This is a genomic window from Pseudomonas sp. PDM10 (genome assembly GCF_014852295.1).
Lineage (GTDB): Bacteria > Pseudomonadota > Gammaproteobacteria > Pseudomonadales > Pseudomonadaceae > Aquipseudomonas.
The window spans coordinates 795,406-817,629 of the sequence record NZ_JACVBJ010000001.1 but is presented as its reverse complement, the minus strand read 5'-3'; the positions used below and the strand labels follow the sequence as shown (position 1 = coordinate 817,629).

Annotated in this window: 23 protein-coding genes, 1 pseudogene and 1 riboswitch; of the genes and pseudogenes, 8 read left to right on the top strand and 16 right to left on the bottom strand. The window is 59.4% G+C overall.

Going from position 1 to position 22,224, the window contains the following annotated elements:
- Positions 1-2: 2 nt before the first annotated feature.
- A complete protein-coding gene (cobO, locus tag IB252_RS03890) occupies positions 3-614 on the bottom strand; it encodes a cob(I)yrinic acid a,c-diamide adenosyltransferase (protein ID WP_046048017.1) in 612 nt (203 codons plus the stop codon).
- Positions 615-694: 80 nt separating this feature from the next.
- A riboswitch (cobalamin riboswitch) is annotated at positions 695-925 on the bottom strand.
- A gap of 154 nt (positions 926-1,079) precedes the next feature.
- On the opposite strand from cobO, the gene IB252_RS03885 reads away from it, so the two are divergent.
- Together IB252_RS03885 and IB252_RS03880 are read left to right on the top strand one after the other, a co-directional pair.
- Positions 1,080-1,664: a hypothetical protein gene (locus tag IB252_RS03885; RefSeq protein ID WP_192406885.1), complete on the top strand. Its 585-nt coding sequence runs from the start codon at positions 1,080-1,082 to the stop codon at positions 1,662-1,664.
- 69 nt (positions 1,665-1,733) lie between these two features.
- Positions 1,734-3,047, top strand: a complete 1,314-nt coding sequence (locus tag IB252_RS03880; protein ID WP_192406883.1) for a PQQ-dependent sugar dehydrogenase — start codon at positions 1,734-1,736, stop codon at positions 3,045-3,047.
- A gap of 118 nt (positions 3,048-3,165) precedes the next feature.
- Here IB252_RS03880 and IB252_RS03875 read toward each other — a convergent pair whose 3' ends face one another.
- From IB252_RS03875 to IB252_RS03850, 6 genes are all read right to left on the bottom strand, one after another.
- Positions 3,166-3,819, bottom strand: coding sequence for an O-methyltransferase (locus IB252_RS03875; RefSeq protein WP_111450772.1), 654 nt, complete (start codon positions 3,817-3,819; stop codon positions 3,166-3,168).
- A gap of 15 nt (positions 3,820-3,834) precedes the next feature.
- On the bottom strand, positions 3,835-4,371 hold the full coding sequence (locus IB252_RS03870) for a C40 family peptidase (RefSeq protein WP_111450740.1): 537 nt from the start codon (positions 4,369-4,371) through the stop codon (positions 3,835-3,837).
- Between the two features lie 165 nt (positions 4,372-4,536).
- Entirely contained in the window at positions 4,537-5,184 is a 648-nt protein-coding gene (locus IB252_RS03865) for a C40 family peptidase (protein WP_111450741.1), read from the bottom strand.
- Positions 5,185-5,410: 226 nt separating this feature from the next.
- A complete protein-coding gene (gene hda, locus IB252_RS03860; protein ID WP_008148645.1) occupies positions 5,411-6,115 on the bottom strand; it encodes a DnaA regulatory inactivator Hda in 705 nt (234 codons plus the stop codon).
- Between the two features lie 230 nt (positions 6,116-6,345).
- Positions 6,346-7,419, bottom strand: coding sequence for an AI-2E family transporter (locus IB252_RS03855; RefSeq protein WP_111450742.1), 1,074 nt, complete (start codon positions 7,417-7,419; stop codon positions 6,346-6,348).
- 38 nt (positions 7,420-7,457) lie between these two features.
- The gene (locus IB252_RS03850) at positions 7,458-8,519 is read right to left on the bottom strand and encodes a DUF2066 domain-containing protein (RefSeq protein ID WP_192406881.1); all 1,062 of its coding nucleotides are present in this window, start codon (positions 8,517-8,519) and stop codon (positions 7,458-7,460) included.
- 382 nt (positions 8,520-8,901) lie between these two features.
- Here IB252_RS03850 and purM point away from each other — a divergent pair, with 382 nt between their 5' ends.
- The 3 genes from purM to IB252_RS03835 are packed head-to-tail and all read left to right on the top strand — an operon-like array spanning position 8,902 to position 11,332.
- The gene (purM, locus tag IB252_RS03845) at positions 8,902-9,960 is read left to right on the top strand and encodes a phosphoribosylformylglycinamidine cyclo-ligase (protein WP_008148639.1); all 1,059 of its coding nucleotides are present in this window, start codon (positions 8,902-8,904) and stop codon (positions 9,958-9,960) included.
- Positions 9,960-10,610 carry a phosphoribosylglycinamide formyltransferase gene (gene purN, locus IB252_RS03840; RefSeq protein ID WP_192406880.1) on the top strand — a complete coding sequence of 217 codons (651 nt, stop codon included), beginning with the start codon at positions 9,960-9,962 and terminating at the stop codon, positions 10,608-10,610. The genes purM and purN overlap by 1 nt, the downstream gene beginning before the upstream one ends.
- Before the next feature lie 8 nt (positions 10,611-10,618).
- Positions 10,619-11,332 (top strand): DUF3108 domain-containing protein, encoded by a 714-nt coding sequence (locus IB252_RS03835; RefSeq protein ID WP_008148635.1) that lies wholly within the window; start codon positions 10,619-10,621, stop codon positions 11,330-11,332.
- Positions 11,333-11,395: 63 nt separating this feature from the next.
- Here the strand turns inward: IB252_RS03835 and IB252_RS03830 are convergent, their stop codons facing one another.
- The 3 genes from IB252_RS03830 to IB252_RS03820 all read right to left on the bottom strand — a co-directional run bounded on the left by IB252_RS03830 (position 11,396) and on the right by IB252_RS03820 (position 15,742).
- Complete coding sequence (locus IB252_RS03830; RefSeq protein ID WP_192406878.1) at positions 11,396-12,574, bottom strand: cystathionine gamma-synthase; 1,179 nt, start codon at positions 12,572-12,574, stop codon at positions 11,396-11,398.
- Entirely contained in the window at positions 12,571-13,947 is a 1,377-nt protein-coding gene (locus tag IB252_RS03825) for a pyridoxal-phosphate dependent enzyme (RefSeq protein ID WP_192406876.1), read from the bottom strand. Before IB252_RS03825 ends, IB252_RS03830 begins: the two co-directional genes overlap by 4 nt.
- Positions 13,948-14,116: 169 nt before the next feature.
- A complete protein-coding gene (locus IB252_RS03820) occupies positions 14,117-15,742 on the bottom strand; it encodes a methyl-accepting chemotaxis protein (RefSeq protein WP_192406874.1) in 1,626 nt (541 codons plus the stop codon).
- A gap of 253 nt (positions 15,743-15,995) precedes the next feature.
- Here IB252_RS03820 and IB252_RS03815 point away from each other — a divergent pair, with 253 nt between their 5' ends.
- Positions 15,996-16,412, top strand: coding sequence for an OsmC family protein (locus IB252_RS03815; protein ID WP_192406873.1), 417 nt, complete (start codon positions 15,996-15,998; stop codon positions 16,410-16,412).
- Between the two features lie 61 nt (positions 16,413-16,473).
- A complete protein-coding gene (locus IB252_RS03810) occupies positions 16,474-17,361 on the top strand; it encodes a pirin family protein (RefSeq protein WP_192406872.1) in 888 nt (295 codons plus the stop codon).
- A gap of 116 nt (positions 17,362-17,477) precedes the next feature.
- On the opposite strand, the pseudogene IB252_RS03805 reads toward IB252_RS03810, so the two are convergent.
- The 4 genes and pseudogenes from IB252_RS03805 to IB252_RS03790 form a co-directional block, all read right to left on the bottom strand.
- Positions 17,478-17,618: pseudogene (locus IB252_RS03805) on the bottom strand (dienelactone hydrolase family protein); the annotation flags it as partial.
- A gap of 41 nt (positions 17,619-17,659) precedes the next feature.
- Positions 17,660-19,564, bottom strand: coding sequence for a molecular chaperone HtpG (gene htpG / locus IB252_RS03800; RefSeq protein WP_111450773.1), 1,905 nt, complete (start codon positions 19,562-19,564; stop codon positions 17,660-17,662).
- A gap of 96 nt (positions 19,565-19,660) precedes the next feature.
- Entirely contained in the window at positions 19,661-20,098 is a 438-nt protein-coding gene (locus tag IB252_RS03795) for a PaaI family thioesterase (protein WP_111450749.1), read from the bottom strand.
- Positions 20,095-20,571 carry a PaaI family thioesterase gene (locus IB252_RS03790; RefSeq protein WP_192406871.1) on the bottom strand — a complete coding sequence of 159 codons (477 nt, stop codon included), beginning with the start codon at positions 20,569-20,571 and terminating at the stop codon, positions 20,095-20,097. Before IB252_RS03790 ends, IB252_RS03795 begins: the two co-directional genes overlap by 4 nt.
- 159 nt (positions 20,572-20,730) lie before the next feature.
- Here IB252_RS03790 and IB252_RS03785 point away from each other — a divergent pair, with 159 nt between their 5' ends.
- Positions 20,731-20,964 (top strand): hypothetical protein, encoded by a 234-nt coding sequence (locus tag IB252_RS03785; RefSeq protein WP_192406870.1) that lies wholly within the window; start codon positions 20,731-20,733, stop codon positions 20,962-20,964.
- 74 nt (positions 20,965-21,038) lie between these two features.
- Here the strand turns inward: IB252_RS03785 and IB252_RS03780 are convergent, their stop codons facing one another.
- Positions 21,039-21,440 carry an MAPEG family protein gene (locus IB252_RS03780; RefSeq protein ID WP_111450752.1) on the bottom strand — a complete coding sequence of 134 codons (402 nt, stop codon included), beginning with the start codon at positions 21,438-21,440 and terminating at the stop codon, positions 21,039-21,041.
- On the bottom strand, positions 21,440-22,177 hold the full coding sequence (locus IB252_RS03775) for a DUF599 domain-containing protein (RefSeq protein ID WP_008148609.1): 738 nt from the start codon (positions 22,175-22,177) through the stop codon (positions 21,440-21,442). The genes IB252_RS03780 and IB252_RS03775 overlap by 1 nt, the downstream gene beginning before the upstream one ends.
- Positions 22,178-22,224 lie beyond the last annotated feature (47 nt).

Genomic DNA, 22,224 nt, shown 5'->3' with positions numbered 1-22,224 from the left:
GCTCACAACTCGACGCCTTTTTGCGCTTTGATCCCGGCCTGGAACGCGTGCTTGATCACGCCCATTTCGGTGACGGTGTCGGCCAGTTCGATCATCTCCGGCTTGGCGCCGCGACCGGTCACCACCACATGCTGCATCGGCGGACGGGCCTGCAAGTCGCTGAGCACCTGATCGAGATCCAGATAGCCGTGCTTGAGCGCAATGTTCAATTCATCCAGCACCACCAGGCCGATCGACGGATCACGCAGCAATTCGCGCGACACCGCCCACGCGGCTTCAGCGGCGGCGATGTCACGCTGGCGATCCTGGGTTTCCCAGGTGAAGCCCTCGCCCATCACATGAAAACGCACCTGTTCCGGGAAGCGCCGGAAGAACAGTTCTTCGCCGGTGCTGCTGCGCCCCTTGATGAACTGCACCACGCCACACTGCATGCCGTGGCCCATGGACCGGGCGAGCATGCCGAAGGCCGAGCTGCTTTTGCCTTTGCCGTTGCCGGTCAGCACCAGCAGCAGGCCGCATTCATTCGGGGAATTGGCGATGCGTTCGTCGATCACGGCTTTTTTGCGCAGCATGCGCGCCAGATGACGTTCGTCACGATCGGGGGTATCAGTCATGGGGGAGCTCTCCGTTGAGGCTGGATAACGGCGGGCAGGCACAAGAATAGACGGCAAGAAGCCTGGCATCGCCCACCGTGATGCCGCTGGATGGATCAGGCCGGTCTCCGGGCTCATGAGCGGCGCTGGCCTGACTGCGCGCCTTCCCATGTCGACGACACAGTGGCTCAAGGCGCAGTTTTCACTCATTTACCGTTGCGGGGGCAGCGCCGGGATCATGGCTCTTCGTCGCTTGAAGAGAATCACTCACCGGCTTCCCTGTTTCACTCTGTCGACCAAGGTCACAGAGCACCTGAAACAAGCCGCGAAGGTTAGAGGGTTGGGGATGGAGCGTCAATTGAAGACGGGCAGCCTGCGAGCGAATAACTGCCGCCGATCAATTATCTGACGCCAATCTTGTGCCACACTCTCAGCAGTGATATCAAAGAGCCACAATCTCACAACACAATAACAAGGGTGAGCCACATGCAAGGCATGATCATCAGCAATCCGAAGCTGGAATTCCTGCGCCCGGTGCTGGAACGCTGGTTTGACTGTATCGACCGCTACAACGCCGTGCGCGGCGATAATGACACGCCTTACTGGTACGACGAAAAAGCCAACCTGAGCCTGCTTTCCGCCGCGGCCTGGATGGCGGAAATGGTCACGTTGCAACAAACACCGACCCGTAAACAGGTCGAAGAAGGCGAACGCAATGGCCGCGCCGATCTGTTTATCGCGACCAGCGAAGAACGCGCTTACCTTCAGGCGACGCAACGCTGGCCACGCGTCAACAGCCTGAACCTGACTCAAGCATTGCAGGACATCACCAGCGAGGCCAAACGCATCAGCTACGCCAGCGACCTGAAACTCGGCTGCCTGTTCGTTGCGCCGCAAAAAGCCCAACAAAGCGCCACCCCGGAAGAACTCCAGGACATGGTCGACGACCTGCAAAAAGAACACTCCTGCGCGGTGGCCTGGTACTTCCCCTATGCCTATCGCAAGTTGCGCAACGAAGCCGGCAACTATCACCCCGGCATAGCCGTGCTGTTCAAGGAAGCCCGCGGCTGACCGGTTGAACCATCGCGCACCTGCGCTTCTCTATTGATTAGGTCAATGCATTCATTAGGGAAGATCAGCATGCGCAAGCCCCCGCTCGCTCTCGCCATCGTGCTCGCCGGAGGGCTTGCGGCCTGTGGTGAAACCGCCAGGCTGCAAGTCTCCGACGGCACCGGCCCATCGCCCAAGCTGCCAGAACCGAATAAGACCCTGGTCCCGACGGTGAACATCGCCCCGGCGATTGGCTGGCCGGACGGTGCGAAACCCATCGCCGCGACAGGCACTCAGGTGGCGGCATTTGCCGAAGGTCTCGATCACCCGCGCTGGCTCTACGTATTGCCTAACGGCGACGTATTGGTCGCCGAAACCAACGCACCACCCAAACCCGATGACGGCAAAGGTATTCGTGGCTGGGTCATGGGCAAAGTCATGGGCCGTGCCGGCGCTGCCGTACCGAGCCCGAACCGCATCACGCTGCTGCGGGACAAGGACCAGGACGGCATCGCCGAAACCCGCACGGTGTTCCTGGAAAACCTCAACTCACCCTTTGGCATGACCCTGGTCGGCAATGACCTGTACGTCGCCGACACGGACCGCTTGCTGCGCTTCCACTATGAAAACGGCGAGACGGCAATCAAGTCGCAGCCGATGAAGGTGATCGACCTGCCGGGCGGCACGCTGAATCACCACTGGACCAAAAACGTCATCGCCAGCAAGGACGGCAGCAAGCTGTATGTCACCGTGGGCTCGAACAGCAACGTCGGTGAAAACGGCATGGATCAGGAGGAAGGTCGCGCGGCAATCTGGGAAGTGGATCGCGCCACCGGCAACCATCGAATCTTCGCCTCGGGGATTCGCAATCCAAACGGGCTGGCCTGGGAACCCCGGAGCGGCGCATTGTGGACAGCGGTCAACGAGCGCGACGAAATCGGCAGCGATCTGGTGCCGGACTACATCACGTCAGTGAAGGACGGCGGGTTCTACGGCTGGCCTTACAGTAATTACGGTCAACACGTCGACGTTCGCGTCGAGCCGCAAAACCCCGGCCTGGTGGCCAAGGCCATTGCGCCGGACTACGCGGTCGGCCCGCATACCGCCTCGTTGGGCCTGACGTTTGCTGAAGGCAACAGACTGCCAGCGCAATTCAAGGAAGGAGCATTCATCGGCCAGCACGGCTCGTGGAACCGTAAACCGCACAGTGGCTACAAAGTGATTTTCGTACCGTTCAGCTCAGGGAAACCGAGCGGGCCGCCGGTGGATGTGCTCACCGGCTTCCTCAACAACGAGGAAAAAGCCATGGGCCGACCGGTGGGCGTGGTGATTGACCGACAGGGTGATTTGTTGGTGGCGGATGACGTGGGCAACAAGGTGTGGCGCGTGTCGGCAACCCAATAACTGCAATACACATCAACTGTGGGAGCGAGCCTGCTCGCGATGAGGCCGGCACATTCGACATTGAACTTGCCTGACCCACCGCTATTCGCGAGCAGGCTCGCTCCCACAATACCCGCGCTCAACGCTTGCGACACAGCGTGAGGCCATCCCCCAACGGCAACAACGACAAATCCACACGCGAGTCATCCTTCAAGGCGCGATTGAGCGCCTGAATGGCCCGGGTGTCTTCGCTCTCGGGATTGTCCTCAAGCACCCGACCACTCCATAGCGTGTTATCAAACACCGCCAGACCACCGACGCGCAGCAGTCGCAATGCGTGCTCCAGATAGCGTGGGTAGTTGGCTTTATCGGCATCGATAAAGATCAGGTCGAATGACTCTGGCTGATCCAACTGAGCCAGGGTTTCCAGCGCGGGGGCCAGACGCAGATCGATCCGCTCGGCAAGCCCCGCTTCCTGCCAGTAACGGCGCGCGGTGGCGTTGTAGTCACCGGGAATGTCACAGCAGATCAACGAACCGTCATCCGGCAATGCAGCCGCCATGCACAAGGCGCTGTAACCGGTGAAGGTGCCGATTTCCAGCAAACGCTTGGCACCGGTGAGTTTCACCAATAGCGCGAGGAATTGCCCCTGCTCCGGTGCCACCTGCCAGCGAGCCATGGGCAGCGCCTGGGTTTCGTCACGCAAACGCTTGAGCAACGGCGTTTCGCGCAGGGAAACGTCGAGCAGGTATTGATACAGGGAATCGTCGAGATTGAGTGTGCGAGCGGTCATGACAACCTCTGCCATTTAGGGATTGCGTGCCAAGTGCTCAGGTTGCAAGACGCGCTTGGCGCTCAGATAGGCTTTCTGCCAGTAAGCTTTGGACAAGCTATCGAGCTTCACCGTGCCACCGGTGGCCGGTGCATGGACGAAGCGACCTTCGCCGACGTAGATCCCGGCGTGACTGACCTGGGAACCGCCATTGGTGGCGAAGAAGATCAGGTCACCGGTTTGCAGGCCTTCCTTGCCCACGCTGGCCGCCTGCATGCTGATCATCTCGCGCGTGGTACGCGGCAGAGAGATGCCGGCGACGTCACGGTAGACATAACCGATCAGCCCGCTGCAATCGAAACCCGAATCCGGCGTGTTCCCACCCCATCGATACGGCGTGCCCACCAGGCCGAGCGCGCGGAACAAGACGTCTTCTGCCTCAGGGGAGAATGCTTGGGAGGAACTGAAAATAATGGGTGCGCGAACCACCGGCGCAGGTGGCGGTGTACGGCTGGCGCAGGCGCTGAGCAGCGCTGCGAAGAACATGATTGCGAGGCGGGCCGACATCGACATATGCAGAGCATCCTGATCTGGCTGCGGCTTTTTCTGCAGGGGGCGCAGAAAAGAAAACCGCCTGCGCAGGACGCAGGCGGTTTGCCATCAATAATAAGATCGGATTCTAGCTGCTACGTGGCAAACTTCAAGTAAGACTTTAAGTTCACCTTACAAAAAGTCCGCTTACTTGCGCGCCGTGACGATCGGGGCCGCAGTCGGTGCCATCGCGAGTGCGCGCTTGGCTTCGATGAAGGTCTTGCTCCAGTAGCTGTCGCCCAGGTTATCGATCCGTACACCACCGCTTTTGCGGCTGCTGGAATGGATGAACTGGTTGTCACCCAGGTAGATCCCGGCGTGACTGACGCGGCCGCGACGGCCATTGGTGGCGAAAAACAGCAAGTCGCCCGGCTCCAGCTTGCTGCGAGAAACCAGCGGAGCGTCGACGTTGATCATTTCGCGAGTGGAGCGTGGCAGGTTCAGGCCGGCTTCTTCACGAAACAGGTAACCGATGAAGCCGCTGCAATCAAAGCCAGCTTCGGAGGTGCCGCCGAAACGGTAACGGGTACCGATCAGGGACATGCCGCGTTCGAGGATGCTGTCGGCCAGAACCGGAAGCTGGTACGACTTGCCGCCGGCGAAGTCTGCCAGTTCTTTATCGGTGGCCGCTTCTTCCTGGAAAAGAGCTTGCTGATAAAGAGCGGAAGATTGAGCGGTAGCAGAATTTTTAACCTGCTGTTGTTGCTCTTGCTGGGACACTGGAGAGTGAGCAGCGCAACCGAACAACAGGGTGACGAGTGCGAGAGGCACGAGGGGTGCAAAGCGATTTAGCATGGGCACGACCGTGGCTGATAGTTCTAAAGAAGCCGAGACTATGCCTACTATCGACCTCATTTGCAAATTCAATCGATCTTTATGTGACTTCTTGGTTTCGCGTTTACATCTAAGCGCTTAAGCCCGTTTTAGACGTTCGCGCAGCCTGCAGCCCTGTAGGAAAGCGGAATTCTTGACGCCTGAAAGATGCCGAAACCCGCCAGGGCCTTGGCTTTACCGGCTTTTGTTACCAGCCGAGCGTTTCTTTCAGAAAGGGAATGGTCAGCTTGCGTTGAGCTTGAAGGGAAGCCTGATCGAGACGCTCAAGCAGCTCGAAGAGCGCACTCATGCTGCGCGTACCGCGGGTCAAAATGAAATGCCCGACTTCATCGGTCAGGTGCAGGCCGCGACGAGAGGCGCGCAGTTGCAAGGCACGCAACTTGTCTTCGTCGGAGAGCGGACGCATCTGGAAGATCAGCGCCAACGTCAGACGGGATTTAAGGTCTGCCAGCTTCACCGGCAGCTCACGCGGGGATGTCGATGCAGCGATCAGCAGACGTCGACCGCTGTCACGCAGACGGTTGAACAGATGGAACAACGCCTCTTCCCAATCCGCACGACCGGCCACCGCCTGCAAATCATCCAGGCAGACCAGTTCGTACTGTTCGAGGTTGTCGAGGATGGCGATGCCGCGATCGAGCAGTTCGGCCAACGGCAAATACACCGCCGGCTCCCCCAGTTGCTCGAAGCGCAGGCAGGCCGCCTGCAACAAGTGCGTACGCCCTACCCCGTCCTTGCCCCAGAGATAAATCAGGCTTTCGGTCCAGCCGGCGTCGGCTTCGCAAAGCCGCTCGACATAGCCGAGTGCAGCGGCATTGGCGCCTGGATAGTAATTGATAAAGGTAGCGTCATCACGCAGACGCACACCTAGGGGCAGCTGAATCGGTTTCATGCTGACTGAACAGTTCCAAAGGAACCGTTAGTGGCCTCTGTGTAAAGTTTGCGAAGTTTATACCCGTGAGGCGGGTCGCACAATGCGACAGACCACAAGCAAAATCAAAGGTTTGCGTTAACACACTGGTTTTATGCCAGTTTCTTTGGCGGCGCATGTGACAGCCGCGTGAGGGATTCGGGTCAACCTGGCAATGAACCAGGCTGCCCGTGATGTTTGATCAGGCCCTCTTAAATCTCGGGCTCATCAACACCGCTGTACATATCAGAATCTTTATACAAATCATGCACATGGCGCACCAGCACCATGATCACCGCCGCCACCGGCAGCGCCAGCAGCACACCGGTAAAACCGAACAGCTCGCCCCCGGCCAGAATCGCGAAGATCACCGCCACCGGGTGCAGACCGATCCGGTCCCCCACCAGCAATGGCGTCAGCACCATGCCTTCCAGCGCCTGACCCACCATGAACACCGCGACGATTCCGATCATGGGATACAGATCGCCACCGAACTGGAACAGACCGGCAATCAAGGCAGCACCGATCCCGATAACGAACCCCATGTACGGCACGATCGCCGCCAGACCGGCAATCATCCCAATCAACAGCCCCAGTTCCAGCCCAACCAACATCAGGCCCGCCGCGTAGATCACGCCCAGCGCCACCATCACCAGCAACTGCCCGCGCACGAATGCACCCAGCACTTCATGGCATTCACCCGCCAGGATCACAACGCGCTCTTCGCGATCACGGGGCAGCAGACCGCGGATCTTCGCCATCATCAGGTCCCAGTCCCGCAGCAAATAGAAACTCACCACCGGGATCAGCACCAGATTCGCCAACCAACCGATCAGCGCCAGCCCGGAAGCCGTCGCCTGACTCAGCACGACCCCGACAATGTCAGTGGTCTGGCCCATGTGCTCGCTGATTGCCGCCTTGAGCTTGTCGAATTTCCAGAAATTATCCGAGAGTCCGAATTTCGATTGCGCCCACGGCAGTGCGGTGTGCTGCAACCAGTCGAGCATCTGCGGCGCCAATTCGTACAAGCGAAACAGCTGCTTGGCGAGCATCGGCACCAACACCACCAGCAGTGTCGTGAAGATCAAGGTAAACAGCGCAAACACCGCCACCACGCCCCACGTCCGAGAAAGGCCGGCCTTCTCCAGCCGATCCACCAATGGATCGAACAGATAAGCCAACAGCAGCGCCACCAGAAACGGCGTCAGGATCGGATGCAACAGCCAGACAAACACGCAGAGCAGAACCACCCCACCCAACCAGAACCAACGCCGCGTATCGGCCATGTACAACTCCATATGCATCTATATAAAGAAAGAAAAACTTACCAACGGAAACGCAATTGCGGCATCGGTGCCGGCGCTGGTGCTACGGCCGGAGCCGAACCGGCGGCGGCAGGTTGAACGGGTGCGGTGGGGGCTGGCGCCTCACCTGCAGGAACTTCCTGCAACCTGGCCAGCGACAATTGCGCCTTCAACTGTTCGGCGCTGCCATTGACCCGATAGAGAATCCGGTCGCCGTCGACACTTTGCAGGCGCGCACCAAACGGTTCCAGCAAACGCCCAAGCGTCGCGTAGTGTTCCAGGTTCATGCCCTGCACTTCGAGCAATTGTTCGCCCGAAGCACCCGGCTTGACGACAAACCGCGGCGCCAGCCGCTCGCTGACCGCCAGCATCACCGCATCGGCCACCGCGGCCTGATCCGCGCCCTGCACGCTGCCCGCCTCCTTCTGGTCGCCGAGCCACAAATGCCACTTGGCCTGCCACTGTCCGCCCTCTTCACGGGCATGCACCGCGAGCAAGGCGTCAGCGCTGTAACGCTCCGATACCCCGCGCAGTGGCGTCGCGTCCGTACCTTCCAGATTCGGCGCAGTGGCGACGATCTGCTCACTCAGATCGGCCAGCGGCAGGCGCAGCGGCAGACCACGGTGTTGTGCTGCTCGACGTAGCGGTGCAGCACTGGCCTGGCCATCACCGACCAGGCTTGAACCCTCGGTGGAATCGTTCAACCACCAGCCGAGGATCGAAGGCCGGTTCGCCCCCCACAACGACAGCCCGGCACGACGCAACGCTTGCTCGGTGGTGGCCGGGTCGAAATCGACCTTCAGCACTTCCGGCGGGCCGGCGTCAAAGCCGTACTGACTGATGATTTGCTGCGGGTCCTTGCGCAGCGCCGCCAACCCCGGACTTTGCGCAGCCTTGGGATCGCCGGTCAGACGCAACACCAGCGTATCCAGCGCTTGCTGGGTCGCTTGATCGCGCACTTCCGGGGTTTGACCACTGACAGGCTGACGCACCTGATACAGATTTTTGACGGTTTCGGCATGACTCGCCAGGCTGACCAATGACATACAGCCGGCAAACAAAAATCTAGAAAAAAAACGCATGGAGGATTCCTGACGACAAGAGCGGCTGGAACAGGCCGCGTGAACCGGATTGAGCAAGGCTGTGACCACGCCCCCCAGCAAAACATTCACCTGACCCTGGTAAGTTTTTGCACTGTCCTAACGATAGACGGTTAATAGCGATACCTTATACAGCCATGAAGGATGCGGCCAACACGGGCAATGAAGGTTTTTTTAAGCGGATATGCCCCTGCCGTCGGCGTGAGGATGGCCGCTGCCCCTCAAGCCTGATAAAATCGCGCGCCTTCGCAGACCGGCAACAGCCGGGCACCCTGAAATTCGCGGATGGCAATCGCCTTCGTCAGTTTCGGTGGTCCCACTGGACTCGGTCGTTACCCCTGAATCCCCCCTAAAGGCCTGGATCATGAGCAAGCAACCCTCCCTGAGCTACAAGGACGCCGGTGTAGACATCGACGCCGGTGAAGCATTGGTCGAACGCATCAAGAGCGTCGCCAAGCGCACTGCGCGCCCGGAAGTCATGGGCGGCCTGGGCGGTTTCGGCGCCCTCTGCGAAATCCCGGCCGGCTACAAGCAGCCCGTGCTGGTTTCCGGTACTGACGGCGTCGGCACCAAGCTGCGTCTGGCGCTGAACCTGAACAAGCACGACAGCATCGGCATCGACCTGGTTGCCATGTGCGTGAACGACCTGGTGGTCTGCGGCGCCGAGCCGCTGTTCTTCCTCGACTACTACGCCACCGGCAAACTCAACGTCGAAACCGCGACCCAGGTCGTGACCGGCATTGGCGCTGGCTGTGAATTGTCCGGCTGCTCCCTGGTTGGCGGCGAAACCGCTGAAATGCCTGGCATGTACGAAGGCGAAGACTACGACCTGGCCGGCTTCTGCGTCGGCGTCGTGGAAAAATCCGAAATCATCGACGGTTCCAAAGTCGCTGCCGGCGATGCCCTGCTCGCCCTGCCGTCTTCCGGGCCGCACTCCAACGGCTACTCGCTGATCCGCAAGATCATCGAAGTGTCCGGTGCCGACATCGAAAACATCCAGCTCGACGGCAAACCGCTGACCGACCTGCTGATGGCTCCGACCCGTATCTACGTGAAGCCGCTGCTCAAGCTGATCAAGGAAACCGGCGCGGTCAAAGCCATGGCCCACATCACCGGTGGTGGCCTGCTGGACAACATCCCGCGCGTTCTGCCAAAAGGCGCACAAGCGGTGGTTGACGTCGCGAGCTGGACCCGTCCTGCCGTGTTCGACTGGCTGCAAGAGAAAGGCAACGTCGACGAAAACGAAATGCACCGCGTGCTGAACTGCGGCGTGGGCATGGTCATCTGCGTTGCTCAAGAGCACGTCGAAACCGCGCTGAACGTCCTGCGCGAAGCCGGCGAGCAGCCTTGGGTCATCGGTCAGATCTCCACCGCTGCCGAAGGCGCGGCCCAGGTTGAACTGAAAAACCTCAAGGCTCATTGATGTCCCAGACCTGTGATGTGGTGGTGCTGTTGTCCGGCACCGGCAGTAACTTGCAGGCCTTGATCGACAGCACGCGGACCGGCGACAGCCCGGTCCGCATCGCTGCGGTGATTTCCAACCGCGCCGACGCCTTCGGCCTGCAACGCGCCAGGGACGCGGGTATCGACACCCGCACCCTGGATCACAAGGCTTTCGAAGGCCGCGAGGCCTTCGATGCCGCGCTGATCGAACAGATCGACGCGTTCAACCCCAAACTCGTGGTACTGGCCGGTTTCATGCGCATTCTCAGCGCTGACTTCGTGCGTCACTACGCGGGTCGCCTGCTCAACATCCATCCTTCGCTGCTACCCAAATACAAAGGGTTACACACCCATCAGCGCGCGCTGGAGGCCGGCGACACCGAGCACGGCTGTTCCGTGCACTTCGTCACCGAGGAACTCGATGGCGGACCACTGGTCGTACAGGCAGTAATACCGGTAGAGTTGCACGATTCGCCGCAAAGTCTGGCGCAGCGAGTTCATACCCAGGAACACCTGATCTACCCGTTGGCTGTACGCTGGTTTGCCGAAGGTCGTTTATCACTCGGCGAGCAAGGTGCTTTACTGGATGGAAAGTTACTCGCGGCCAGCGGCCACTTGATTCGAACCTAGGAGATTTTATGCGTCGTGCCCTGCTCTTCGCTTGCGCTCTGCTCGCACTGCCATTTGCGCAGGCTGCAGAACTTCAACCTTTCTCCGCCAGCTATACCGCTGACTGGAAGCAGTTGCCCATGAGCGGCACCGCTGAACGAAGCCTGACCAAGCAAGCCAACGGCGCCTGGAAGCTCAGTTTCAAGGCCTCGATGATGATCGCCAGCCTGACCGAAGAAAGCACCCTGACGCTGGACAAGGACACCATGCTGCCGCAGTCCTACCACTTCGAACGTGGCGGCCTGGGCAAAGCCAAGAAGGCTGACCTGGATTTCGACTGGACCAACAAAATGGTCACCGGCACCGATCGCGGTGACCCGGTCAAGATCCCGCTCAACCGCGGCATGGTCGACAAATCCACTTATCAGCTCGCCCTGCAGCACGACGTGGCCGCTGGCAAGAAAAGCATGAGTTATCAAGTCGTCGACGATGGTGAAGTCGATACCTATGATTTCCGCGTGCTGGGTTCGGAAAAGGTCGACACCAAGGCTGGCCAGATCGATGCAATCAAGGTCGAGCGCGTGCGCGACCCGACGCAAAGCAAGCGCATCACCGTCCTGTGGTTCGCCAAGGACTGGGATTACCTGCTGGTTCGTCTGCAACAGGTTGAAACCGACGGCAAGGAGTACAACATCATGCTCCTCGACGGTACGGTCAACGGCAAGGCTGTCAAAGGCAGCTGATCCGGCTCGACACAAAAATCCGGAACCCGATAAGGGTTCCGGATTTTTTTTGCCTGCTGATATTCAGATCCGCGCCAGCGCCTGTGCCAGGTCGTCGCGCAGATCTTCGACATCCTCGACCCCCACGGACAACCGCACCAAGGCATCGCCGATGCCGAGTTGCGCACGAGTATCCGCGGGGATGCTGGCGTGGGTCATGATCGCAGGGTGCTCGATCAGGCTTTCCACCCCGCCCAGGCTCTCGGCCAAGGCAAAGATCCGCACACTCTCGAGGAAGCGCGTGGCACCGGCTAGGTCGCAGTTCAGGTCGAGGGATATCATCCCGCCGAAACCGCGCATCTGCCGCTGCGCCAGGGCGTGCTGCGGGTGCGATGGCAGGCCCGGATAATAGACGCGCGCCACATGCGGTTGACGCTCCAGCCATTGCGCCAGGTCCAACGCGTTGTTGCAGTGGCGCTCCATGCGCAGCGCCAGGGTCTTCACGCCGCGCAGGGTGAGGAAAGCGTCGAATGGCCCGGCGATCGCGCCTACCGAGTTCTGCAGGAAGCCCAGACGTTCCGCCAGGTCTGCGTTTTGTCCGACCACCGCGATGCCGCCGATCACGTCGGAGTGGCCGTTCAGGTACTTGGTGGTCGAGTGCAACACGATGTCGAAACCCTGCTCCAGCGGGCGTTGTATCCACGGGCTGGCAAAGGTGTTGTCGGCGACACAAATGATGCCTCGCGAGCGACAGATGCGTGCGACGGCAGCGAGGTCCGTCAGACTCAGCAAGGGATTGCTTGGCGTCTCGACCCAAACCATTTTCGTGTCGGACTGCAGTGCCGCTTCGAATCCCTCCAGGTCAGTCAGATCGACGAAGCTGAAGCGATGCCCGGCGCTGCGTTTGCGCACCTTGTCGAACAGCCGAAAGGTGCCGCCGTACAAATCATTGCCGGAGACGATGTGCGAGCCCGCGTCGAGCAGTTCGAGCACGGTGGAGATCGCCGCCAGCCCGGAGGCGAACGCGAAGGCCTGGGTGCCGCTTTCGAGGTCCGCGACACAACGCTCCAGCGCAAAACGCGTCGGGTTGTGCGAGCGCCCGTAGTCGAAGCCTTTGTGCACACCGGGGCTCTGCTGCAAATAGGTGGAGTTGGCGTAAATCGGCGGCATCAGCGCCCCGGTGGAAGGGTCGGGCGTTTGCCCGGCATGGATCACACGGGTGGCGAAGGCACGTGGCACAGCGTTTTCATCGTGTTGACTCATGTAAGGGATCTCCGTAGATGAATGAGCATGTCGACTCGAGTAATCAAGCCGTAGAAGCCCGAAGCGTCGGCGATGATCGCCACCAGCCCACGGTCGAGCTCTGCCCGAAGTTCAGCCAGACTGGCACTTGGAGGCAGGGTTTGCAGTTGATCGGTCATCGCGCTGGCCACGCTCGCGCGAAAGTGCGAAGCATCTTCTTGCATGCCCAGCAAAATGTCGGATTCGTCGATCACGCCGACCAGCCGCTGCCCGCCCTCCAGCACCGGCAGTTGCGATACATCGGCCAAGCGCATGCGCTGGAACGCGGTGAGCAGCGTATCGTCCGGGCCCACGCTGATCACCCGGCCATCCTCGAAGCGCCGCGAGATCAGGTCGCGCAGATCGCCGTAATGTTTGTACTTCAGCAGGCCCTGATCGTTCATCCACTGATCGTTGTAGACCTTCGACAGATAGCGCGTGCCGGTGTCGCAGACGAAGCTGACGACCCGCTTCGGCTCGGTCTGCTCGCGGCAGTAACGTAGCGCCGCCGCCAGCAGTGTGCCGGTCGAAGAGCCGCCGAGTATGCCTTCGGCGCGCAACAGTTGGCGGGCATGATCGAAGCTTTCCTCGTCGCTGATCGAGTAGGCGTGGCGCACGCTGGACAGGTCGGCAATCGACGGAATGAAGTCCTCGCCGATGCCCTCCACCGCCCAGGAGCCGGGCGTGTTCATGGTGCCGCTGCGGCTGTATTCGGCCATCACCGAACCGACCGGATCGGCCAGCACCATGACCAGCTCCGGTTGCACGCGGCGAAAGAAACGAGTCAGCCCGGTCAGTGTTCCGGCCGAACCGACGCCGACGACGATGGCGTCCACGTCATGCTGGGTCTGCGCCCAGATTTCCGGCGCGGTGCTGCATTCGTGGGCCAGCGGGTTGGCCGGATTGTTGAATTGATCGGCGAAAAAAGCGTCGGGAATTTCCAGCGCCAGCCGCGCCGCAACGTCCTGGTAGTAATCGGGATGGCCCTTGCCGACGTCGGAGCGGGTGATGTGCACCTCGGCGCCCATCGCCTTGAGGTGCAAGACCTTCTCGGTGGACATCTTGTCCGGCACCACCAACACCACTCGGTAACCCTTGGCACGACCGACCAGGGCCAGACCAAGGCCGGTGTTGCCGGCGGTGGCCTCGACGATGGTGCCGCCGGGGCGCAGGCTGCCATCGCGCTCGGCGGCGTCGATCATCGCCAGGCCGATGCGATCCTTGATCGAACCGCCGGGGTTCTGCGATTCGAGCTTGAGGAACAGCGTGCACGGGCCGGTATCAAAACGGCTGACGCGCACCAGTGGCGTATTGCCGATCAGTTCGAGCACGGCGGGTCGGGAGTCGGTGGGCATGTCGTCACCTCGCTACGCAAATCAGCACTGGATGGACAGCAACCGACGGCGAGTCATCACGCGCCAGTCGCAAGTAAAGTATCGCTTGGACCATAGGCCGGGATGGCGCCACCCGCAACCTTGCACAGCCAGCCGGTAGCGCCGCCGGAACGACAAAACCGCTCGAACTTCAGACCGAGAACCGCGCCACCATCGTATTCAGATCGACCGCCAACCGAGACAGCTCCTGGCTCGCAGCACTGGTTTGATTCGCCCCGGCCGACGTCTGCAACGCCAGATCGCGGATGTTCATCAGGTTGCGATCCACCTCGCGCGCGACAGCCGCTTGTTCCTCTGAGGCGCTGGCGATCACCAGGTTGCGCTCATTGATCAGGGTAAACGCCGTGGCGATTTCCTCCAGCGCCGTGCCCGCTGCTTTCGCCACTTCCAGGGTCGAACGCGCGCGCGTGTTGCTCTGCTGCATCGAGCTGACCGCCGCATCAGTGCCTTTCTGGATGCCGGAGATCATCTGTTCGATTTCCTGGGTCGATTGCTGCGTCCGGTGCGCCAGCGCCCGCACTTCATCGGCCACCACCGCAAAACCGCGCCCGGCACTCCCGGCCCGCGCCGCTTCGATGGCCGCGTTCAGGGCCAGCAAGTTCGTCTGCTCGGCAATCGACCGAATCACATCCAGGACTTTGCTGATGCCATAAACTTTCTGCGCCAGGTCCTCGACCTGGGTCGCATTGGCCGTGACATCGTCGGCCAGGGACTCGATGGACAACACGGTCTGATGCACCTGCTCACGACCGTGCTGGGCGATCCGGTCGGATTCCCGAGACGCTTCGGACGTGGCCACCGCATTGCTCGCGACCTCCTCCACCGCTGCGGTCATCTGATTCACCGCCGTGGCGGCCTGGTCGATTTCCAGGCTCTGCTGATGCAGGCCCCGGGTGGCCTCTTCGGTCACACAACTGAGCTCTTCCGAGGCCGAGGCCAATTGGCTGGATGAGTCGGAAATACGCCGCAGGGTTTCACGCAAACTCCCCTGCATGCTCTTGAGGGCGTGCAACAGCCGCGCCGGCTCGTCCTTGCCGCTGATGCTGATATCACCGGTGAGATCGCCGCCAGCCACCCCGTCAGCCACTTTCAACGATTGGGAAAGCGGCACGACGATGCTGCGGGTCAGCAACAGCGCCAGGCCGATGGTCATCAGCGCCGTCAGGCCGATCATTACCCCGACCCAGAGCCGCGATTGGCTGAACACCCGGCGCGCCGCCTCCGTCGCCAGGTTAGCGTTGTGCTTGTTCAGCTCGATCAATGCCTTGAGGTTGGCGGTGATTTCATCGGCCAATGGACTCATCTCGCCATTGAGAATGGCGGCCGCCTCTTCCACCTGTCCTTGGGACGAGAGCGCCATCACCTGAGTCTGGAACTGCAGGTATTTTTGCTCCGAGGTTTTGAAACGGTCGAACAGCACCCGCTCTTCGGGCAGCACAATCAGCGCGTCGTAGCGCTGCTGAGGCTCATTCAGGAGACTTTTGAGCTCGTTGAGTTTGCTGAGGTTTTGCGCGAGCGCCTGCGGGTCCCGATTGAGCAGCAGGCGCATGGTCAATGCCCGCAGCCGCAACATGTCCTGATTCATCTCCCCGACCGCCATCACGCTGGGCAGCCAGTTGTCATCGACCTGATCGGACTGCGCGCGCATGTTCGACATTTGCTGCAGGGCGAACGCCCCCAATCCAAACACCATCAACGCCAGCAGGCCGAAACCCAGGCCCGCGCGCGGCGCAATATTGAGACTTCTGATACTCATTGCTCTGGTTCCTTCCAAAAGCGCTGCATCAACCCTGCAGCGGGTTGCTTAAGAAGGTATCGGCCCGGAGAAATTTTGCGTAAGACGAAAACGTGATATCAAAACGCCTCGACTGCTTCGATTGCCGGGCGGTAACGATTCAGCGCTCGGGAACGGACCAACAAGAAAGTGGAACGCGTAACAGGAGGAATGCTCTATACCTTCAAGGTCTTTTTTGATCGAATGACTTTTCCTGTTGCCTACGAGGTTTCCCATGACTGTCACCGTCAATACTGTTTCCGCCGAAGGTTTTCGTCACAGCGTACAGATCGATGACCATCAACTCTTTGCCGACGTACCGACATCTCTCGGCGGCGAAGACTCGGCGCCCGAGCCACACGATTACTTCGACGCGGCCCTGGGTGCCTGCAAGGCCCTGACCCTGAAGATGTACGCGAAGAAGAAAGACATCCCGCTGACCGGTGTCACCGTCGAAGTCAAACGTGACAACAGCGAAGAGCAGAAAGGTAAATATGCCCTCCACGTCAAACTGACCCTCAAAGGTGTGCTCACCGACGCTCAGCGCGATGAGCTGCACCGCGTGGCCGACCGTTGCCCGGTCCACAAGTTGATGACCACCACCGACGTCAGCATTGAAACGCACCTGCCTGAAGGTGCCTTCAGCCAATAGCGGCAAGGGCTGCGCAAGCGGGTTATGCTCCACGCATTACCCGCTCAGCCTGGAATGCAGCATGAACACTCCGCTCGTGATCCGTCCCCGCGCCGAAGATGTCGAAGGCCAACCCATTCTTCGCCCACTGCCGTCAGCCAAATGCCGCAGCGTCGGGCCTTTCGTGTTTTTCGACCACATGCTCGAAACCCGTTATGAGGCGGGAAAAGGCATGAACATCCGTCAGCATCCGCACATTGGTCTGTCGACCCTCACGTACTTGTTCGAAGGAAAAATCCAGCACAAGGACAGCCTCGGCTCCGACCAAGTAGTGGAGGCCGGTGATGTCAGCTGGATGACGGCAGGCAGCGCAATTGCCCACGTCGAGCGCACGCCTGAGGCGTTGAAGGACAGCGGCTTCACGATGCACGGTTTGCAGATTTGGCTGGCCTCCCCGAAAGAAAAAGAGCACGGCCCCGGGCACTACAGCCACCATCCGGCGGCCACGCTGCCGGTCAGCGATAACCTGGGGGTGAAGATCCGGATGATTGCCGGGTCAGGCTTTTGCCTGGAGTCACCGGTCCCGGTGCTTTCTCCTACCTTGTATGCCGAGTTGAACCTGCAAACGGCGACCACCTTGCTGATTCCTACCGAGCATGAAGAGCGGGCGCTGTATGTGCTGGACGGCGAGGTGCAACTGAATGGCGAGCTGATAGAACCGCATTCGCTGGTGGTGTTGCCGGTCGGGGAAGAGATGACACTGTTCGCTGAAAGCGACTGTCATGCCGTGCTGTTTGGTGGTGCGCCGCTGGATGGGCCGCGGCGGATCAACTGGAACTTCGTGGCGAGCGATCCGGCGTTGATCGATGAAGCGCGGCGACGCTGGGCGGCCGGGGATTGGCCGACGGTGCCGGGGGAAAGTGAGCGGATCGAATTGCCAAAAGGACGAAGCGAGCCAACCCCGCTGTAATGATCGTTCCCACGCTCCGCGTGGGAATGCAGCCCGTGACGCTCCGCGTCACTGGACGCGGAGCGTCCCTAGAGGCATTCCCACGCGGAGCGTGGGAACGATCACGTATGCAGCAATCAATCCTTGAACACTTCATCCAGCAGATTGTGCATCGAGGTAAACGCCCGAGCCGCCGTCTTCGCGTCATACATCATCATGCCCGGCACATTGGCGTGCGGATCGGTGAATGAATGCACCGCGCCGCCGTAGCTCAGCAGAATAAAAAAAACCCGCCGAAGCGGGTTTTTGTACAACGCAGTTAAACCGACAGTTCAACCAGCAGCTTGTTGAGACGGCGCACGTAGGCGGCCGGGTCTTTCAAGCTGTCGCCGGCGGCCAGGGCCGCCTGATCGAAGAGAATGTGCGACAAGTCGCCGAAGCGTTCGTCGCTCTGCTCGTTGTCGAGCTTCTCGATCAGCGGGTGAGCCGGGTTGAATTCGAAGATCGGCTTCGAATCCGGAACCTTCTGACCGCTGGCTTCGAGGATCTGACGCATCTGCATGCCCAGGTCCTGCTCGCCGATGGCCAGAATCGCCGGGGAGTCGGTCAGACGGTGGGAAACCCGCACTTCAGCAACGGAGTCGCCCAGTGCAGTTTTCAGACGCTCAACCAGACCTTCTTTGGACTTGGCGACTTCTTCCGCGGCTTTCTTGTCTTCTTCCGAATCCAGGTTGCCCAGGTCCAGATCACCGCGCGCCACGTCGACAAAGCTCTTGCCGTCGAAATCGCTGAGGTAGCTCATCAGCCACTCGTCGATGCGGTCGGTCAGCAGCAGCACTTCGATGCCTTTCTTGCGGAAGACTTCCAGGTGCGGGCTGTTCTTGACTTGCGCGTAGGTTTCGCCGGTCAGGTAGTAGATCTTGTCCTGACCTTCCTTGGCGCGAGCCAGGTATTCGGCCAGACCCACCACTTGCTCGCCGTCATCACCGTTGGTCGATGCGAAACGCAGCAGGCCAGCGATTTTCTCTTTGTTGGCGAAGTCTTCTGCCGGGCCTTCTTTCATGACCTGGCCAAAGTTTTTCCAGAAGCTCTTGTATTGCTCAGGCTCGTTCTTCGCCAGCTTTTCCAGCATGTCGAGAACGCGCTTGGTCAGCGCCGACTTCATGGAATCGATGATCGGGTCTTTCTGCAGGATTTCCCGCGACACGTTCAGCGACAGGTCGTTGGAATCGACCACACCTTTGATGAAGCGCAGGTACAGCGGCAGGAACGACTCTGCCTGATCCATCACGAACACACGCTGCACGTACAGCTTCAGGCCTTTCGGCGCTTCACGCTGGTACAGATCGAATGGAGCACGGGCCGGCACGTAGAGCAGCGAACTGTACTCGAGCTTGCCTTCGACCTTGTTGTGGCTCCAGCTCAGCGGGTTTTCGAAGTCGTGAGCGACGTGTTTGTAGAACTCCTGGTATTCCTCGTCCTTGATCTCGGTACGCGGACGGGTCCACAGGGCGCTGGCGCGGTTGACGGTTTCCCATTCAACGGCCGGTTGCTCTTCGCCTTCAACGGCTGCCACTTCTTTCGGCAACTCGATCGGCAGCGCGATGTGGTCGGAGTACTTCTTGATGATGTTGCGCAGACGCCAGCCATCGGCGAATTCGTCTTCACCGGATTTCAGGTGCAGGACGATGCGAGTGCCGCGCTCGGCTTTATCGACGGTGGCAACTTCAAAATCGCCTTCACCCTTGGACGACCAGTGCACGCCTTCGCTGGCAGCAGCACCGGCACGACGGCTGAACACGTCGACTTTATCGGCGACGATGAATGCAGAGTAGAAACCCACACCGAATTGACCGATCAGGTGCGAATCTTTTTTCTGATCGCCGGAGAGATGTTTCATGAAATCGGCAGTGCCGGATTTGGCGATGGTACCCAGGTGGGTGATCGCATCTTCACGGCTCATGCCGATGCCGTTGTCTTCGAGGGTGACGGTTTTAGCGTCCTTGTCGAAGCTCACACGGATTTTCAGTTCGGCGCCACCTTCCAGCAACTCAGGCTTGGACAGGGCTTCGAAACGTAATTTGTCGACAGCGTCAGAGGCGTTCGAGATCAATTCGCGAAGGAAAATTTCCTTGTTGGAATACAGCGAATGGATCATGAGGTGCAGCAGTTGCTTCACCTCGGTCTGGAAGCCCAGGGTTTCCTTTTGAGTTTCCACACTCATGGTCATCAAACTCCAATCAGATGGCAGTGGCCGCGACCTGAAGGGTCGGCGGCGGGTTGTCATCAAAGTTGGGGGCTGAGTTCAGGATTTCAAGGGCTATTCAATTTTGAAATGGGCGCGGGCTGTGGCAATCGGTTCGGCCTCAGTACTTTGCCAGGCCGTAATCGCAACGTTCGCCACCCGGCGGCCCTGCCGGCAAACCTGGCACCTGGCCCAAGTGTCGCGAAACTGCCCGGCGCGCAGATAGTCGAGGGAGAAATCGATGATCTTCGGCACACCCGGCGAACCGGTGAAAATCAGCAGGTGCAGCGCTGCGGACAACTCCATGAACCCGGCGATCACGCCACCATGAATCGCCGGCAATAAAGGGTTACCAATGTTGTCTTTGTTGGCCGGCAAGCGAAACAGCAGATCATCCCCCACCCGCGAACATTCGACGCCAATCAATTTGGCATAGGGAATCAGGTGCAGCAGCGAGGCGTAGTCGCCCTGCTCATGTGCCTGCTGAAGTTGTTCCTTGAACGCGTCGGTCATTTCGCACCTCCGGCGATGACGCCGCCAAAGCCTTTGGTGCCCTTGATGGCTTTACCCATGCGCATGAAGGTGCCCACCACATGGGCGATGGGCTGCTCGGGGTCGTCCTGGTAGGCGAAACCACGAGCAAAGATCACATCCGTGGTCACCCGATAGCACTGGGCAAAACCGTAGACATCTTTATGCGGCTCGGCGGCGTGCATGTAGTCGATGCGCAGATCGAGGGTAGGACAAACTTCGAACTCGGGCAGCACGCAGAGGGTGGACATGCCGCAGGCCGTGTCCATCAGCGAGGTCAGTGCCCCGCCATGAATCACGCCGGTTTGCGGGTTGCCAACAATTTGAGGACTGTACGGCAGGATAACTGTCAGGCCTTCGCTGCTGGCACTGTGAACCCGCAGCCCAAGTACCTGACAATGTCGCAGCGCCGATAGAAATCGTGTAGCGCGCTCAAAAACGGGGATTTCGGCCATTTTGATAAAACTCTTCTTAGTGTTCAGCCAACGTACCAGGCGTTTTTAGTAAAAGTTCCCGTCGGAATAAACTTATATATCTGTATGAATTGAGGAACTTAACGCTATGGGCAGCGCTCGAAAGGCCAAGTAGATATTTTCCATAAGGAGAAACACCCCATGCGTAAGACTTTAGCTATTGCCTTGATGTTGACCGCTTCCCTCGGTCTCGCAGCCTGCGATAAAAAATCCGAGGACAAAGCTCAAGAAGCCACCAAACATGCTGAGCAAGCTCAGCAAGACATGAGCAAAGCTCAGGATAAAGTGAACGACGCTGCGAAAGAAAACGCCGAAGCCGCCAAAGCTCAGGCTGAATCGAACGAAGCAGCCACAAAAGAAGCACCTAAAAACTAAAACAGTTTTTAGAGTGATAAAGAAAACCCGCCAAGTGCGGGTTTTCTTTTGCCTGGTTTTTTGCAAAGCAGGCGTTACAGCAAAATAGTTTTAAAAGTCGGACTAATCATCAACAGCAACGAACACACTAGTCCGACGAACCATACCAGGCTCCGCTGCCAGGCCAGATCAACCCAATAGCACAGTAAATAAATGACTCGCGTGATCACGAAGATGATTGCCAGCAAGTCGATCAGCCATCCCGCCGTCTGCGTGGTATGCGCCATCAACACCCCCACTGCGAACAGAATGAACGCCTCAAAACAGTTTTGATGAGCCGCCAACGCACGGGCACCAAAGCCTGTCAGCTGCGTTTGTTGCTGGCGCGGCAAGTGGTTGTCATAACCACCCTGCTCGCTCATCGCCCTGGCGACTGGAATCCTCGACACATAAATCAGCAATGCGCTGATAAATACACACCAGAACGGAATACTCATCAAACAGCCTCTTTAATCGCCTCGGGCAATGGCGCCTCTGTAGGTGTATAGACCATCACGTCAAGAACGTCGGAATGAAACTCCCGGCGATACAACACCAGCACCACGCCGGCACTCATCAACATGAACAACCACGGGCTGACGAACCAGGCCAGCATGGTCATGCCGAAGTAGTAGGACCGCAGCCCGAAGTTGAACTGGTTGGCGGCCATGGATATAACGCGGGCCGCCCGGGCAGCAAAGGCTTTGCGCTCCTGTTCGGAAACGTGACGCTCACCGACCATAGGCGCCGAGCCCACCAGAATGGCCGCAAAGTTGTACTGACGCATGCACCAGCTGAACGTAAAGAACGCATAGACAAACACCAGCGCCAGGCACAGCAACTTGATCTCGGACATCCCTTGAGAGGCCTGCTGCACCATCGGGATATCCGCCAATAACGATACTGCCCTTTCGGAGGCTCCGAGTACCGTGAGAATGCCGGCCAGGATAATCAGTGTGCTGGAGGCGAAGAACGAGGCGTTGCGCTCCAGGTTACCGATCACGCTGGCGTCAGCGATGCGGTTGTCGCGCAACAGCATGCGGCGCATCCAGTCTTCGCGATAAAGGTGCAGCACACTGGCCAGGCACGCGGTGTCGCGGCCCTTCCACGTCGCATAACGGGTGTAGCCGCCCCAGCAAATGGCGAACCAGAGCGCGGCGAGGATGTGGATCATGTTGGCGTGGATGAACGACATGCAGGTCCTTGTGATGTAGATGCGGAGTACATAATTCCTGTGGGAGC

What these genes read in the sequence shown, in the direction of transcription:
- cobO (WP_046048017.1), bottom strand. Translation starts at nt 614, where the DNA reads ATGACTGATACCCCCGATCGTGACGAACGTCATCTGGCGCGCATGCTG.
- IB252_RS03885 (WP_192406885.1), top strand. Translation starts at nt 1,080, where the DNA reads ATGCAAGGCATGATCATCAGCAATCCGAAGCTGGAATTCCTGCGCCCG.
- IB252_RS03880 (WP_192406883.1), top strand. Translation starts at nt 1,734, where the DNA reads ATGCGCAAGCCCCCGCTCGCTCTCGCCATCGTGCTCGCCGGAGGGCTT.
- IB252_RS03875 (WP_111450772.1), bottom strand. Translation starts at nt 3,819, where the DNA reads ATGACCGCTCGCACACTCAATCTCGACGATTCCCTGTATCAATACCTG.
- IB252_RS03870 (WP_111450740.1), bottom strand. Translation starts at nt 4,371, where the DNA reads ATGTCGATGTCGGCCCGCCTCGCAATCATGTTCTTCGCAGCGCTGCTC.
- IB252_RS03865 (WP_111450741.1), bottom strand. Translation starts at nt 5,184, where the DNA reads ATGCTAAATCGCTTTGCACCCCTCGTGCCTCTCGCACTCGTCACCCTG.
- hda (WP_008148645.1), bottom strand. Translation starts at nt 6,115, where the DNA reads ATGAAACCGATTCAGCTGCCCCTAGGTGTGCGTCTGCGTGATGACGCT.
- IB252_RS03855 (WP_111450742.1), bottom strand. Translation starts at nt 7,419, where the DNA reads ATGGCCGATACGCGGCGTTGGTTCTGGTTGGGTGGGGTGGTTCTGCTC.
- IB252_RS03850 (WP_192406881.1), bottom strand. Translation starts at nt 8,519, where the DNA reads ATGCGTTTTTTTTCTAGATTTTTGTTTGCCGGCTGTATGTCATTGGTC.
- purM (WP_008148639.1), top strand. Translation starts at nt 8,902, where the DNA reads ATGAGCAAGCAACCCTCCCTGAGCTACAAGGACGCCGGTGTAGACATC.
- purN (WP_192406880.1), top strand. Translation starts at nt 9,960, where the DNA reads ATGTCCCAGACCTGTGATGTGGTGGTGCTGTTGTCCGGCACCGGCAGT.
- IB252_RS03835 (WP_008148635.1), top strand. Translation starts at nt 10,619, where the DNA reads ATGCGTCGTGCCCTGCTCTTCGCTTGCGCTCTGCTCGCACTGCCATTT.
- IB252_RS03830 (WP_192406878.1), bottom strand. Translation starts at nt 12,574, where the DNA reads ATGAGTCAACACGATGAAAACGCTGTGCCACGTGCCTTCGCCACCCGT.
- IB252_RS03825 (WP_192406876.1), bottom strand. Translation starts at nt 13,947, where the DNA reads ATGCCCACCGACTCCCGACCCGCCGTGCTCGAACTGATCGGCAATACG.
- IB252_RS03820 (WP_192406874.1), bottom strand. Translation starts at nt 15,742, where the DNA reads ATGAGTATCAGAAGTCTCAATATTGCGCCGCGCGCGGGCCTGGGTTTC.
- IB252_RS03815 (WP_192406873.1), top strand. Translation starts at nt 15,996, where the DNA reads ATGACTGTCACCGTCAATACTGTTTCCGCCGAAGGTTTTCGTCACAGC.
- IB252_RS03810 (WP_192406872.1), top strand. Translation starts at nt 16,474, where the DNA reads ATGAACACTCCGCTCGTGATCCGTCCCCGCGCCGAAGATGTCGAAGGC.
- htpG (WP_111450773.1), bottom strand. Translation starts at nt 19,564, where the DNA reads ATGAGTGTGGAAACTCAAAAGGAAACCCTGGGCTTCCAGACCGAGGTG.
- IB252_RS03795 (WP_111450749.1), bottom strand. Translation starts at nt 20,098, where the DNA reads ATGACCGACGCGTTCAAGGAACAACTTCAGCAGGCACATGAGCAGGGC.
- IB252_RS03790 (WP_192406871.1), bottom strand. Translation starts at nt 20,571, where the DNA reads ATGGCCGAAATCCCCGTTTTTGAGCGCGCTACACGATTTCTATCGGCG.
- IB252_RS03785 (WP_192406870.1), top strand. Translation starts at nt 20,731, where the DNA reads ATGCGTAAGACTTTAGCTATTGCCTTGATGTTGACCGCTTCCCTCGGT.
- IB252_RS03780 (WP_111450752.1), bottom strand. Translation starts at nt 21,440, where the DNA reads ATGAGTATTCCGTTCTGGTGTGTATTTATCAGCGCATTGCTGATTTAT.
- IB252_RS03775 (WP_008148609.1), bottom strand. Translation starts at nt 22,177, where the DNA reads ATGTCGTTCATCCACGCCAACATGATCCACATCCTCGCCGCGCTCTGG.